Raw genomic sequence first — 14757 nt, forward strand, 5'->3', positions numbered from 1 at the left:
ATATCATGTTGTCGCGGCGGCTGGGCACCATCGGGAGCATGAGGAAAAACTCAGCATGCGATTCTCCGGGCAGCCTCATGATGATGTAATAGGGCGTCATCATCGCGGTGCCGCCGCCCCCCGGTTGCAGGGGGAATTGCCAAAGATCTTCGCGGTTATAGAAAACGTCGGCCGCCTCCATGTGGTAGGTTTGATAGAGCCGCGCCTGAACCAGGAACAGGTCCTCCGGATAGCGAATATGCTTCTGCAGGTCTGAAGGCATGGCCGCGAACGGCTTGAACAGGCCCGGAAAGATGCGCTGGTAGGTCGCGGCAATCGGATCACCGGGATCCATCAGGTAGAAATCGACGGCCCCGCTGTAAGCATCGACGACAGCCTTCACCGAATTTCGAATGTAGTTGAGATCGCCATCTTGCGCAGGCTGCGCATAGGGGAAATAGGAGCTCGTCGTATAGGCATCCTGCATCCAGAGCATCCGCCCATTGCTGATGACCAGATAGGGATCATGATCGAGCCGGAGAAACGGAGCGATCGTTCGCACCCGTTCCTGGATGTTGCGGCGGATCATGATCCKGCTATCGGCAGTGATATAGCTTGAGAGGAGCAGGTTCGGGTCGTTGAAGTAATAGGCGAACAGCATTCTGCTCGCCATCACTCCGATCGGAACGCCACCTGTGCCGTCATAGGCCGCATAGACATTGTCTTTGCCCTTCGGATAATCGAACTCCGGTGTGCTTCCCTTGACAATGACGTAGCTGTCGCTCTCTTCGCCGTAGTAGATGCGCGGCTCAAGGATTTTGGGACCTCCGTCTGCGACGGGTGGGATATCCCGCAAATAGAGGACGGGTAGTCCTTCGGTACTCTTTCGGGTGACCGGGCTCATCACCGCGCCATTGCCGTGAGTAAACAGCACGTGGCGGTTGACCCATGTCTGGGCATTCGGCGGCAGCAACGAGGGCCGTAGTTCGCGAGCCGAAAGCATCACGCTTTGGTAGGAACCATCGAGCCAGTAGCGATCAACGTCAGGATCATGGAATTTGTAGTAGGTGCGAATCTCCTGCAGCTGCGCGTAAGTATCCGACAAGGGCAGTTGGTCCCACAGCCTGATATTTTCGATTGTCGCCTTGTTGGCCGCTAGCGTGTCGAGAGATAGCTTCTGTTCCGCGGCAAACGGCTTGGCTTCGATCTGATCGAGATTATAGGCCTGCCGGGTGAAAGCGATGTTGCGTTCGATATACGGCTTCTCCAGCTGCAACTCGCTTGGTCTGACGAAGAACTGCCGGAACAGCGCGGGGGCTGCGCCGGACAGCACGACTGAGCCGATGGCAACGAGCATGAACGCTGCGGCAGGAAGCCAGTAGGTACGCATCCAGATGTTTACCCACGCGGCGAACGCCGCGATGATCGAAAACCCGATCAATAGCCACAGGCCCGGTAGCCCCACATGGACATCGGTGTAACTGGCACCGACGACCACACCGTTATCGCCATAGAGCAGCAGATAGCGGTCGAGACCATAGGACCAAGCCTTCACCGCGAAGAGAAGACCGAGCACTGCCGAGCCGTGAGCGATCACTGTCTGCGATATTGATCGCCGCGGCACGTCGTATTCGATCTCGCCATGCACCCAGTAGATCGTTCCGGCGAAGAGCGCGCTCAAAACAAGCGTGAGCAACATCCAGTTCTTGAGGAGGAAATAGGCAGGCAATGAGAAGAGATAGAAGCCGATGTCCTTGTTGTAGAGCGGGTCGTCTGCGCCATATGGCACCTGATAGAGAAACCGCAGGAAGATGCCCCAATTGCCGGCTTCCGCCGCGGCGACGAGCAGCGCGARCAAACCAGCACCGCCTGCAACAACCCAGGGCCAGGGCAATCGATCGCGCGCGAGCGCGAGCAGATCGGGCAACAGCACGGTGCCCGGKGGTTGCCACGTGAGGCCGGCGACAGCCTGTATCGGCGGCCGCCGGGCAAAACGCACGGCCAGCCATCCGTTGAGCCAAAGAACGACGGCAGTCGCCGTCCAGACAGCAAAGAAGACGACAGCTTCAGCTTCGATTGTTGTCCAAAAGACCTGCAGATAACCGATCGAGGAAAACCACAGCCAATCGACCAGCCAGTCACTCGCGAGCCCGAGCAGGACAAGGCAAAGCCCGACGACGACGGCCGCAATGACGAGCCTGACCACGGCGTTCTGCCGTGGCGCCTTCCGTCCGGGTCCGGCGATCCCGATCGTCATGGTCCAATTATAGCGGAAATGAGGGACGCCTGCCGCTTCCTTCGTGATCAGGATCGCGCGTCAAGGCGACGCGACGCCGATGCTCAAAACTCTATCGCCGGGACCGTGGAACGAGTGAAGCTGTTTCGAACTCTTGGGGGCAGACCGGATCAGCCGATCGCGTCCTCGCGACGCCGCCTGTCATCYCCAGCGGCTCTCGCATCCGCTATCGGCCGGCGAACTGCGGATTGGCAATCGCGATCATATTGAGGTCGTCGGGGATATCCCCCATATCGCCGTGATTGAGGGAGTCCTTGCTGTGCAGACGGTACAGGCGACCCTTGTCGCGGCAATTGCAGCCGCCGCATTGGCGTTCTCTCCCCTTTCCGCCGCGACGGGGGAGAACAGCAGAGCTGCATTGATCATTTCCGTCGACGGCGCGATCGGACCGGCGACGGCCGGTTACGTGAAAGACGCTCTGGCCAAGGCAAACGAACGACGCGCCGAAGTTGTCATTCTGCGTCTGAATACACCGGGCGGCCTCGCGACCAGCATGCGCGAGATCGTCGCAGACGTGCTGGCCTCATCCATTCCTGTCGTCGGTTACGTCTCTCCTTCCGGCGCCCACGCGGCCAGCGCGGGCACCTATATCCTCTATGCGACGCACATCGCAGCAATGGCGCCGGGCACCAATCTCGGCGCGGCGACGCCGGTACAGATCGGCGGTCCGGTACCCGGTCTGCCGAGCAAATCCACCGACAAGGACGGCAAGGACAAGAAAGATAGCGCCCAGCAAACAGAGCCGACGGAGGCGATGACGGCGAAGATGACGAACGATGCCGTCGCCTCAATCCGCAGCCTGGCCGAGTTGCGCGGACGCAACGCCGATTGGGCCGAGAAAGCTGTCCGCGAGGCAGCCAGCCTTTCCGCCAGCGCTGCGTTGCAGGCGAATGTCATCGATCTCATCGCGCGCAACCCGACTGAGCTGCTCAAGCAAATCGATGGTCGCGTCGTGGAAATTGCGGGTGGCGAAACCCGGCATCTGGCGACGAAGGATGCAACGATCGGGGCGCTCGATCCCGGATGGATCTCGCAATTTCTGTCGGTCATCACCGACCCCAACGTCGCCTTCATTCTTCTGCTGGTCGGCGTCTACGGTCTGATTTTCGAATTCGCGTCTCCCGGCGCCATCGCGCCCGGGGTGGTCGGCACGATTTGTCTGCTGCTGGGTCTCTATGCCCTCAACATGCTGCCGATCAACTATGCCGGCCTCGCGCTGATGCTGCTGGGGATCGCACTCTTCACGATCGAGGCCTTCACTCCGACTGCGATCGTCGGCATCGGTGGGATCATCGCTTTCGTGCTCGGAGCGATGATGCTCTTCAAAGTCGAAGCACCGGGATATCGCTTGTCATGGTGGGTCATTGGCATCGCGGCGGCGATGTTCATTGGCCTGATTGTCGTCATATTCAGTTCGCTTAGGCGAGCCCGCAAAGGTCCTGCACGTGTCGGTGCACAAGCCATGCGCGGCCTGTCCGCCGAGGTCCTCGACTGGGCTGACAGAGAAGGCCACGTCTTCACACAGGGTGAGCGCTGGCAAGCACGCAGCGCGGAAGCCTTCAGACCAGGAGAGATGGTCGAGGTGGCTAGCATCATGGATCTGACGCTGATGGTGCGTCGGCGGCCGGGACTGACCGCCGGCGAAGGAGGTGCGCGGTGATGCTCGATTGTTTGATCTATGCACTGCTCGCGATCGCCGTGATCGTATTCTTCTCTTCGGCCATTCGCATCCTGCGGGAATACGAGCGCGGTATCATCTTCACGCTCGGACGCTTCTCCGGCGTGAAAGGCCCGGGCCTCATCATTCTGATTCCGTTCGTCCAGCAGATGGTGAAAGTCGATCTCAGGGTGATGGTTCAGGACGTGCCGCCACAGGACGTGATTTCCCGCGATAACGTCTCCGTCAAGGTAAACGCCGTTCTATACTTCCGCATCATCGATCCCGAGCGCGCAATCATCAAAGTCGGAAATTTTATGATAGCGACCAGCCAGCTGGCACAGACCACACTGCGCTCGGTGCTTGGAAAACATGAACTGGACGAGATGCTCGCGGAGCGGGACAGACTCAACGCCGACATCCAGGAGATTCTCGATCAGCAAACCGACGCCTGGGGCATCAAGGTCACCAACATTGAGATCAAGGATATCGATCTCAATGAAAACATGGTGCGCGCCATCGCCAAGCAGGCCGAGGCGGAACGACTTCGGCGCGCGAAGGTGATCAACGCGCTGGGCGAGCAGCAAGCCGCCGAGAAGCTGGTCGAGGCAGGTCGGATACTTGCCCAGGAACCGCAGCCGATGCAGTTACGCTATTTCGCGGCGCTTCACGACATCGCGGGAGAGCGATCCTCGACCGTGGTCTTTCCTGTACCAATGGATCTGCTCGACCATCTGAAGCCGCAGCGGAGCGGAACAACGTGACCTTGGTCATCGCGTTGGAGAATGGCGCGCCAATCCAGGTGGTTTCTCAATGGCAAGGACATCGCCAACCGCAGCGTAGACTTTGTCGAGGGCTGCCGTCTGGACGAACCGCTGCAGCATCGTGATGTGCGGGCGGTGCGTTGCATCCAATGCGTAGCCCTTTGGGAAAACCTCGCGTAGGCGGGCATTGGCAGCCTACGCGTGTTTGACCATTGTTGCGTCCGGTTCCAGCGCGATGCCGATGGCCGTGRCGGGATTTTCCTGCGCCGCCCCTGGGCCGGCCGGCAATCCTAAGCCTGTTACTAATACCAACGGCCACTGAGGCTGACTCACGGGGCCTTTTCGGCGATCGGTTTCGCTGATTCCATGGGCGCGACCATGGCTGCTGCGGTGAAGCTTCGTACGGACTACTCGGCCGTCGATCTGCGACGGCTCGCGGCGGGGTCGAGGCACGCCAACCAGAGCCGCCGGCTTCTGTCGCTGGCGGCGGTTCTCGATGGCATGGACCGGGAGCAGGCTGCGCGGATCGGCGGGATGGACCGCCAGACGCTGCGCGACTGGGTTCACCGCTTCAACGAAGGCGGCCCCGACGGGCTGAAGGACATCCGCTCGAAGGGACATCCGCCCAGGCTCTCGATCGATCAACTCGCCGCCCTGGCGACCATCGTCGAGACCGGCCCCGACCGCGCCGTCGATGGCGTGGTGCGTTGGCGGCGCATCGACCTGCAGAAGATCATCCTTGAGCGCTTTGGCATCGATTATCACGAGCGCACGATCGGCAAGTTGCTGAAGCAGATCGGCTTCTCCCATATCAGCGCGAGGCCCCATCATCCGGCGCAGGATKAGCGCGTGATCGAGGCGTTCAAAAAAACTTCGCGGCGACACTGAAGGCCCATCTCGCTCACATCCCCCGGCGCAGGCCGATCGGACTCTGGTTCCAGGACGAGGCCCGCATCGGCCAGAAGAACGGCCTCGTCCGGCAATGGGCCAGACGCGGAACCAGGCCGCGCCAACCGGCCGACCAGCGCTACGAGAGCGCCTATCTGTTCGGAGCGATCTGCCCGGCACGGGGCGTTGGCGCGGCGCTCGCCATGCCCTTCGCCGATACCTGCGCCATGCAGGCCCATCTCGATGAGATCGCCGTGGCGGTCGCCAGGGGCGCCCATGCCGTCCTGCTGCTCGACCGCGCCGGATGGCACACAACCGCCAAGCTCGTCGTGCCGAGAAACATCTCCCTGATCTTCCTGCCATCGCGCTCGCCCGAACTGAACCCGGTCGAGAACATCTGGCAATATCTGCGCGCAAACTGGTTCTCAAACCGCGTCTTCGACAGCTACGACGACATCATCGACGCCGCCTGCGAGGCATGGAACCGCCTCGTCGATCAGCCAAGAACCATCACATCCATCGGATTGAGACACTGGGCGCATATCGGTCAAGCATAAGGGCCGTTGGTATAACGGGCCATGAAGTTCAGATATTTATGCATTTTACTTCTTCCGCTTCAGACCGATGTGCTCGAGCGCGGCACGACCTAACGGATCACAATCGGCCGTCGATCAATGACGACGGGGCGCGGGCGAACGATCGTGCGAGGAGCGACCACAACGGGCGGGGGAGCAACGACGACCGGGCGAGGAGCGACAACCACGGGGCGCGGCGCAACGACGACGCCCCCCCCCAGCCCGAACGCAGCCGCCGAGCGGCCCGCGATAGAAGCCGACAGCGCATCCGCCCGCGACCTTTGTGACGCCGTATGCCTTCGCTTGCGAGAGAGCGGATGACATCGGCATCGCCTGCGCCCCCAACGATGTCAGGACGAGGAAAGTAACGCCGATGGAGGTCAGGACAATTTTTGCGAGCATTTGATTCGGTTCCAATCTATTTCGAAATATGGCCGCGCAGCATCGAGCCGGTGCTTGGGGTCTTATTGCGCAGAGAACGCTGCGGCTTCCGCATCGCAGCCGCTAGCGGGCTTATTGGCTTGACGCATCTTTAAAACCTCTTCGCGCGCAGCCTTCATGTCGGCCACAAACGAGCCATCAGCGTGCAGTCGGGCGAAGGTCGCTGCGGCCATGGTCCGGCCCGCCTCAATATCGCTTTGCCAATGCGCGTTGCAGATGACCCGGCTCCGTCCAAATGCCAGGCCACGGGCCAGGAGTTCGTTCGAACGTTCCGGATTGATTTCCGCCAATGCAAGTGCCCAACCCCACCCGACTGCCGAATGGCCTGACGGATAGGATCCATCGGTCCGCAGAACACTTTCGTCGGCAGGCGTGCACGTGGTTTCGGAATGGGCCACGAAAGGACGAGTGCGGTGAAATTTGTTCTTCATGCCGTAGGTGGAGAGCCCCACATCCAGGAACATCCTCCGCATCAACGTATAGAGTTGGGGCGTGTTTTCCGCGTTGATCGAAAACCCCATGGCGCAAGAAAAATTCTTGGCCGGCTGCGGAAAGTTCAGATCGGCATCACGTTTGGCCAGGTCCCAACGCGCCGTCCCTCGCAAGGGAACCGTTGCCCGCCTGGCGTCCTCATCCCGCGCAAGCGAGGCTGATCCTTCGGCCGGCGGCGGCGGAAGCAGCTTCAGGCTGTCGGGCAAATCGTTTGTCTTCAAATAGGCGGGCAGGAGATCCAGGTGAAGATCGGGTGCCTGCAAGGAAGGGACATCCGGTGTTGTCTGTGCCAGAGCCGCGCCCGCAGCCAAAAGTGCCAGGCACGACGCCGCAGCAAAACGCATCATCCTATTCATTCGAAATTCCGTGAAAGAGACCAATTTTGATGCGCGACCGCTCGCGCGGCTGTTCACGAAGACGGTCCCTGCCCGGGCCGGCCAGGTAGGGACCGCCACGTCATTGGGCGCGGCGCGCTTTTTCAGCCTTCAAAAGTACATCGATGGCATTGATGATCGTCGATCCTTGGTTCGCCTTGCAATAGACGATCAGCTCATGGATCCCTTCTTTGACCCTGGGCAAATTGACGGACGATTTCTTTCCGAGGCCGTTATACCAGCCGCTGTACCAGACCCCGAGAAAGTTCGCATCTTCCTGGAACGTCCCGGCGAGTTGCCCGCAGGTCAGTTTCTGGACATTGACGTACCCATTCTTGTCGGCATAGGCGCTCAATTCCGTCTGGGCCTGGGCCGGGACCAGCGCCGCCGAAAGCGTAACGGCAAGAACAAAGGCGAGTGGTTTCATCATCGAATTTCCCGTTCGTGAGTCAGCAGCGGCTTCGGCCAGAATGTGCCTCCGCCCGGCTCTGAAGAGTGGAGTTTCCGCGTCATCGAAATTTGACGGGAGGCGGCGAAAATCGTGCTCGCCGCCTCCGGCTGGTCGGCGCTCAGTCGAGATAGTCGACCTTCAGATGCCGGATCTTGCCGTTGAAGGCGAAGGGCTTGCGGTCGAAATACGCGAGCGAGACGGGGGAATAGCTGTCCCGGCCGACGTCGAAGGCGTCATTGGCCGTGAAGGTCAACGCTGCCGAGCGTGGAACACGCCCCTTGCTGACCTCCTTGCCGTCCACCCGGATGATGATGTCGAGAGGCGCGGGGCGGACGCCGCTGGCCTTGCGTGTTTCGACTTCGATCTTGACCTTTCCGGTCGGGAGCGGGGCGGACGTTTCCAGCTGCGTCCGCTCGATCTCGAACAGATTGTACTCGTAGTTGAGCTTCCCGTTCTCGACCCACAGGGCGACACCACCCGAGATGGCGCCGAGCGCGTAGAGCACGCCCTTCGAGTCGGGCTGCAGATCCGCATCGATGGTGACGAGGTTGCCGCGTGATCCGAGCCGCGGCGCCGTGAACTCGGGAACGCCGACGACCTCCTGCGTGTAGTTGAAGGTCTTGGCGGGATTGGACGGTGCGTCTTCCGGGTGGAAGATCGCCGACCATAGCCCGCCGCCGACCGGATCGACCTTGTTGTCTTTCGCGCTTACCTCGAAAGCCTTTTTCAGCTCCTCGAGCTTGCCKGGATTGGCGGCGGCGACGTCCTTCGCCTGCGAGAAATCCTTCTTGAGATCGTAGAGCTCCCAGACATCGTCCTTCGGCGACCATGTCATGATCGAAGGATCGACGCCCGTCTGCCAGGGCACTCTGGGTCCGAAGGCCGAAGCGATCCATCCGTCCTTGTAGTAGGAGCGGCTGCCCATGACCTCGAAATACTGCTCCTTCTTGCGGTCCGGCGCCGTCGGGGACGCGAAGGAATAGGTCATGCTGGTGCCGTCGAGCTGGTCCTGGCTGATGCCGTCGACGAGCTTCGGCGGCGTGATCTGCAGGATGTCGTAGATCGTCGGCACGATATCGTTGACGTGATGGAACTGCGGACGCGGCGCCTTGTCCGCCTTGATCCGGCTCGGCCAGGACACCGCGAGCGGCGTGCGCGTTCCGCCAAAATGTGCGGCGATCAGCTTTGTCGACCGGTGCGGCGTGGAGCCGGCCCAGGCCCAGCCGGCATGGTACATGTTGTCGACCTTGGGCGACCCGAGCACATCCAGGCCGCCGAGCTCGTTCATGGTGCGGATATGGTCCTTGATCTCGGAAGGAATGCCATTCTGCGCCAGGAGTTCGCTGATCGTGCCGTTCTGGCCTTCCGCACTAGAACCGTTGTCGCCCCAGATGTAGAAGACCAGCGTGTTGTCGCGGATGCCGAGCTCGTCCAGGGCATCGATCAACCGGCCAGCCTGTGCATCGGCGTGTTCGGTGTATCCGGCGAACACCTCCATCAGCCGACGCTGGAATGGCTTTTCGTCCTCGGGAATATCGGCCCATGCGGCAAGGGTCTTCGGCCGCGGCGTCAGCTCGGTGTCTTTCGGGATCCAGCCGAGTTCTTTCTGGCGGGCGAAGACGCGCTCGCGCATGACGTCCCAGCCTTCGTCGAACTTGCCCTTATATTTGTCCGCCCATTCCTTGAAGATGTGATGCGGACCGTGGGAGGCGCCGGGGCCCAATACATGAAGAACGGTCGATCCGGCGTCAGCGCGTGGACCTGCTTCATCCATGAGACAGCCTTATCGGTCATGTCTTCGGTGAAGTGATATTCCTTCTTCCCTTCGGATGGATTCACCCGGACCGTGTTTTCGACGACCGCAGGCTCCCATTGCGAGGATTCTCCGGCAAGGAACCCGTAGAAGTAGTCGAAGCCGATCCCCTGCCCCGCCGGCCAGTTCGTATATGGGCCGACGGCCGTGGTCTCGTTGGCGGGCGTATTGTGCCATTTTCCGAAGGCACTCGTCGCGTAGCCATAATAGCCAAGGACCTTCGCTGCGGTCGCAGATGTGCGCGGGATCCGGCCTGAATAGCCATCCCAGTCATTCGCCAGTTCGGCGATCTGGCCGTAGCCGACGCGATGGTGGTTGCGCCCGGTCAGCAGCGCCGCTCGGGTGGGTGAGCACATCGCGGCATTGTGGAAGCGGTTATAGGTGATCCCGTCTCCGGAAACCCGGCTCAACGTGCGTGTATCGATCACGCCGCCGAAGGTGCTCGGAAGCGCCGGGCCGACGTCGTCGAGCATGATCACGACGATGTTCGGCGCATTGGCAGGGAGATGCGACTTCACCGGTAGGGGGCTGTAGGTCGACTCCGCGATCGTCGGTCCGGCTTTGCTCCCGGAGGGCGTTGGCGGAAACGGCAGCGAGTCCTGGKCTGCCACGGGCGATCCCAACATCAGGAGCGTCGTGCTTACGCCCAACCAGCGCGCTCTGAATTGGTGACTAAGAGGCCGTTTCATTCAATTCTCCGTTCCGAACGACACATCTGAACCCGACATGGCTTGTCGACATATCGATCGCCTCGGCAGCGCAATCTGGCATCGCGCTTGCCCGCGTCGCGTTCACTGCATTCACCTCCGCTTTCGCGGCCTTGCGATCGGCGAGGAAGGCCGGATCGGTCTGCGATCAGCAGGCGAATTCCGTTGCGAGCATTTCGGGCATGGGCAGCCTGCCCGTCTTGCCATTTCGCGCCAGTCGCAACCGGCAATGGTCCGTCATCGCCGATCACGAATCCCCTCGGGATTCGGCCTTGCAAAAAGCAACGATTCGGTGATCGCCGGCGCTTGTTCCGTGGGAAACGGCTCCAAGATCGCTGGAAACGAACTCAGCGCTGAATCAAGCCGGGGCGACCGTCATGCCTCGGAAATCATGCTGATGAATTGCTCCTTATCCAAATTCCGACCACTGACGACTGCAATTGAAGTGCGGCCTTGCAGCAGAATTGGTTCGGCAAGCAAGGCAGCTACCGATAGCGCTCCGCCGGGCTCAGTCACCAAGCCGAACTCCGCATACAATGCGGATACTGCGGCGCGGGCGTGATTGTCTGCGACACGGCCACTTTGGTTCCCGATCGCATATGAATGTCGAAGGGCAACGCGCCTGTCATAGGGGCAAGCAGAGCATCGCATATCGATGTCGCGTGGCTCTCTATGGCCACCCGACGTCCAGCAGAAAGGCTTCGCGCGAGGTCGTCAAAGCCGAATGGTTCGACCGCAAGCATGGTGGAACCGCTACCAGCGATCGCGAGCGCACAGCCCGCCGATAGGCCTCCGCCCGATGCGGTAGCGATAAACAAGTCGGGAACCGCGCCGAGAACAGATGCCTGCTCCATCGCTTCTGTTGCAACGGTCGCGGCTCCAGCGATGATTCACCGCCTGGGGTCCCTTCGGACTCGGCGCAGGCGGAACAAGCAAGACCGCCGCGGCAAGTCATCTGGAGAACGTAATTGGCCTGGCCAAGTCTGTAATGGCCGTGCACCGCGCCGAACGCCAGCGCGACCTGGAGCCCATCAAGGAAGTCGATCCCCTCGACATGCCGCCGCTGCGCTTCGGCTCTGGGACTTGGACCGCTGCGTCGCGCTCCTACGCCGTCATTCTATCGACGATCGGGCCGGCACGCACCTGCGCTGAATTCGCGCGCCGCGATCCGCTGGAAGGAATCGGCTTCGCGTGGCAGCGATCCGATGCGCTTTCCGCCCCAGCCGGCGATCGGTGGTTCGGGGATGCAGAGGACGGTCACGCCATTTTTTCCAGAATGTCGCGAAGACCGTTTATTCTCTGGCTTGGCAAACCCTGCGGGTTAGGACTGCTCATTGAATGCATAAATTGGGTGGCTCGAACCTCTGACGGGCTCATCCCGAACTCCTTTTTGAACGCTCGGGTGAAACCTGAGGGGTCTGCAAACCCCATTTCCTCGCCAATAGCTGCGATCGGGCGGAGATTGGTGCCCCTTGATAGCTCGGAATAACATTTCTTGAGACGCCGCCGCTGGATATAGTTCTTTACCCCGCCTTCGGCTTCCAACAGGCGATAAAGCTGAGAACGCGACATACCTGCTTCTCGGCACAGGAAGTCAGGACCAAAAGCGAGCCTATGTAGATTTTGATCGATTATTTTTCGAACGCCATCCTTACGCACAACTGCGATCGGGGTGGCCGCCTGGGCAGCACTGTCTTTTGACGGAGCAATACAGGCAAGCACCATCCCCCGGACTGCGGATTGTAGAGCCGGCGCATTCGCTCCGGAACAAGCCGGTGCATTCCTCGCCAACAACACCAGGAAGTCCCCTAGTAGTTGGCCCATCGCTCCTGGAATCGCTCTTCCATCCATCCCGTCCAGGACGGCCGCGAGCTCCGGAAAGCTATCTCGTGGGAGATAAAGCTGAACCCGCTCATCATCGTCTCTGGCGCTCGTGAGCGTCCGCCCCAGCGAGGAAACGTAAGGTACTCCGGCAGGAACATCGATAGCACGATGACCGCCCACCTCTCCCGCTGTTCGCTTTCTGCCGACCGCGATGTTCCAATGGTCGATCGGATTTTGGCGAATAAGGCCGGCGCTTCTAATGGCTTGCAACCTGGGAGCTTGAACCCGGCTTAAGCCAAACCCGCCGAAGTTCCAGGTTTCACAGGTAGCCACAAATCCTGCTTCGGGCTCGTCAATGACCGCATTGAAAACAGTTCCGAACCATCCGCGCCAAGCGTCGAACTGCTTATTCGGAGAAAGTTCTTCCGTAGAGAATGATGCATGGACAACATTCATCCAATTTCCGTCCATCATTAACAAATTATTCTAGGAAATAACTATCAGACCTTCCTGTACCCTTACGTTAATAACGCCAGTAAAGCAACGCTCTGATCGAATTTATAGGATACTAACGCCTTGGGATAGAAGAGATTTTCAGCAGACAGCTCTCCGAGGAAGGATGCCGAATTGCGCACCACCGTAAAGTGAGTTCCCGGTCACCCGCAAACGCGACCGCGTGATCGTCGAGCGCGGCGGGTGGAAGATGATCGTCCGTGACAACKGCAGCAAGATCACCAGCGATGCCAAACGATGCTGATCGTCACGCTGCATCAGGCTTCACGCGCACGCGCCGCGCTACGAATCTTACTTGGGAACGATCCAGAAACGAGATCCGTTGCGGCTGCGTAGTTCAGCGAAGATGATCTCACCACTGTCCAGGCGCGCAATGTCGACGTCACAGATGGGTACAGCGCTCAGCGTTCTTAGTCCACGAATGTCCGGTGAAAACCCACAGTCGCACCCCACGGATTGCGCAAGGCCATCTCCGCACGGCTGGCAGAAAGCCGGGCCACTGCCCACGAACTCATGTCCATTACGGGGCATCGGACGCTTGAGGAGGCGGAGCGATACACCCGCGAAGCACGCAAGCCGCAGATGGCGGATTCAGCGATGAAGAAGCTTCTGGCTGACTCGACAATCGTCCCACCGAGACCGGAAGTGGGACAAATGAAGGAAATAAGCCCTATAAAACAGGCTCATTTGGCCGCAATGGCGCTCCCTAGGGGACTCGAACCCCTGTTTTCGCCGTGAGAGGGCGACAGATTATGGAAGATGACGTCACTCACGTCACACTCTATATTGAAATCATTGAATTTTTCTGTCATCCACATGGGCACTGTCAACGGCATCAATGTGGGAAGTTCTGTGGGAAACTTTCAACTCGACACTCCCGCCCGCCGTCGCAGGCTGGCCGAGGCCAAGGCCCCGGTCTGGGTGTCAATTGGGCAGGCGCGCAGCGGCCTCAAGCTCGGCTATCGCAAAGGCCCGCGCGGCGGGGTCTGGATCGCCAAGCATGTCGGCAAGGGCACACGGCGCGAATGCACGATTGGGGCGGCCGACGATGCCAGGGCGCCGGAAGGCGCCCTGACCTTCACGGCCGCGACCCAGGCGGCCATCGRCTGGGCGGAAGGCGTCAAGACGCAGGCGGCCTCCGGCGGCGCAACAGCAGCCATCACGGTCAAGCAGGCGGTGGAGGACTACGTTGCCATGCGCGTGGCCCGCAGCATCCGCGCCGGGGCTGATGCCCGCTCCCGGCTGGGCAAACACGTCCTGCGCGACAAGCTCGCCAGCATGACGCTGGCAAATATTACAGCAACCGCCCTGACAGGCTGGCGGAGCCGGCTCGATCCGAAACTGGCCCCTTCGACCGTCAACCGCACAGCCAGCGACCTGCGCGCGGCCCTTGGCCGGGCTGTGGACGAGCATTGGCGCCTGCTGCCGCCATCCCTGCCCCGCGAGGTCGAACGCGGGCTAAAAGCCATCCCCGAGGCTTCTCAAGCCCGCGCGATCATCTTGCCGGATGCCGACATTCGCGCGGCCATAGATGCCGCCTTCACCGAAAACACCGACCTCGGCGTGCTAGTGCTGCTGCTGGCCGCGACCGGGATGCGCTTTTCGCAGATCGCGGCCTTGACCGTCGCGGACGTGCAGCCGGGGACTTCGCGCGTCATGGTTCCGCCAAGCCGCAAGGGCCGTGCCGTCAAGCCGAAGCCGCGTATTGCCATTCCTGTGGGCGATGATGTGCTCGGCCACCTGCGGCCCCTCATCGCCGGGCGGCGGGGGCATGAGCCGCTGTTGCTTCATTGGGTGCACAAGCAGATTGGCCCGGCGACATGGGAGCGCGTGCGGCGTGGGGTCGTTGAGAAAGCCGAGTTTTGGCGGGGATGTTGAGCAAGCGCCCGACGACATCGGCCACTGCCGTTTGCGGCGTGTCAGGCTGGGTATGGTCTGGCGTGGGCGCCGGCACGGAACTCGGCGAAAGGTTCGGGCGAGAGC

10 protein-coding genes, 1 tRNA gene and 1 pseudogene are annotated in these 14757 nt (G+C 60.8%); 5 read left to right on the top strand and 7 right to left on the bottom strand.

Annotation, left to right across the window (positions count from 1 at the left end; all coding sequences use genetic code 11):
* Positions 1-2236, bottom strand: a 2236-nt coding sequence (locus tag AC1DJT_RS23665) for a UPF0182 family protein (RefSeq protein WP_476834984.1), incomplete at its 3' end; no start/stop codon positions are given.
* A 298-nt stretch (positions 2237-2534) separates the two neighbouring features.
* Between AC1DJT_RS23665 and AC1DJT_RS23670 the strand changes: the two genes are divergently transcribed.
* From AC1DJT_RS23670 to AC1DJT_RS23680, 3 genes are all read left to right on the top strand, one after another.
* On the top strand, positions 2535-3935 hold the full coding sequence (locus AC1DJT_RS23670) for an NfeD family protein (protein ID WP_476834988.1): 1401 nt from the start codon (positions 2535-2537) through the stop codon (positions 3933-3935).
* Positions 3932-4696 carry a slipin family protein gene (locus AC1DJT_RS23675; protein ID WP_476834985.1) on the top strand — a complete coding sequence of 255 codons (765 nt, stop codon included), beginning with the start codon at positions 3932-3934 and terminating at the stop codon, positions 4694-4696. The genes AC1DJT_RS23670 and AC1DJT_RS23675 overlap by 4 nt, the downstream gene beginning before the upstream one ends.
* 378 nt (positions 4697-5074) lie before the next feature.
* Positions 5075-6141 (top strand): IS630 family transposase gene (locus AC1DJT_RS23680; protein ID WP_476834986.1). Its coding sequence is split into 2 segments (ribosomal slippage): positions 5075-5561 and positions 5561-6141, totalling 1068 coding nucleotides; the frame shifts between segments, so codons are not numbered across the junction.
* A 482-nt stretch (positions 6142-6623) separates the two neighbouring features.
* On the opposite strand, the gene AC1DJT_RS23685 is transcribed toward AC1DJT_RS23680, so the two are convergent.
* The 5 genes and pseudogenes from AC1DJT_RS23685 to AC1DJT_RS23705 form a co-directional block, all read right to left on the bottom strand.
* Positions 6624-7436, bottom strand: a complete 813-nt coding sequence (locus AC1DJT_RS23685; protein ID WP_441504460.1) for an acid phosphatase — start codon at positions 7434-7436, stop codon at positions 6624-6626.
* A 112-nt stretch (positions 7437-7548) separates the two neighbouring features.
* The gene (locus tag AC1DJT_RS23690) at positions 7549-7893 is read right to left on the bottom strand and encodes an HdeA/HdeB family chaperone (protein ID WP_476775627.1); all 345 of its coding nucleotides are present in this window, start codon (positions 7891-7893) and stop codon (positions 7549-7551) included.
* Between the two features lie 142 nt (positions 7894-8035).
* Positions 8036-10419: pseudogene (locus tag AC1DJT_RS23695) on the bottom strand (arylsulfatase).
* Between the two features lie 530 nt (positions 10420-10949).
* Entirely contained in the window at positions 10950-11327 is a 378-nt protein-coding gene (locus AC1DJT_RS23700) for a pyridoxal-phosphate dependent enzyme (RefSeq protein WP_476770725.1), read from the bottom strand.
* Positions 11328-11694: 367 nt separating this feature from the next.
* Positions 11695-12717 (bottom strand): helix-turn-helix domain-containing protein, encoded by a 1023-nt coding sequence (locus AC1DJT_RS23705; protein WP_476770722.1) that lies wholly within the window; start codon positions 12715-12717, stop codon positions 11695-11697.
* Positions 12718-13230: 513 nt separating this feature from the next.
* On the opposite strand from AC1DJT_RS23705, the gene AC1DJT_RS23710 reads away from it, so the two are divergent.
* Positions 13231-13512, top strand: coding sequence for a hypothetical protein (locus AC1DJT_RS23710; protein ID WP_476770723.1), 282 nt, complete (start codon positions 13231-13233; stop codon positions 13510-13512).
* Here AC1DJT_RS23710 and AC1DJT_RS23715 read toward each other — a convergent pair.
* Positions 13472-13558: transfer RNA gene (locus tag AC1DJT_RS23715), tRNA-Glu, on the bottom strand. The two genes, AC1DJT_RS23710 and AC1DJT_RS23715, sit on opposite strands and share 41 nt — an antisense overlap.
* On the opposite strand from AC1DJT_RS23715, the gene AC1DJT_RS23720 reads away from it, so the two are divergent.
* Entirely contained in the window at positions 13534-14652 is a 1119-nt protein-coding gene (locus tag AC1DJT_RS23720) for an integrase (protein WP_476834987.1), read from the top strand. The genes AC1DJT_RS23715 and AC1DJT_RS23720 overlap by 25 nt on opposite strands.
* Positions 14653-14757: the final 105 nt, after the last annotated feature.

Source organism: Allobosea sp. 05T422_2, from assembly GCF_056396265.1.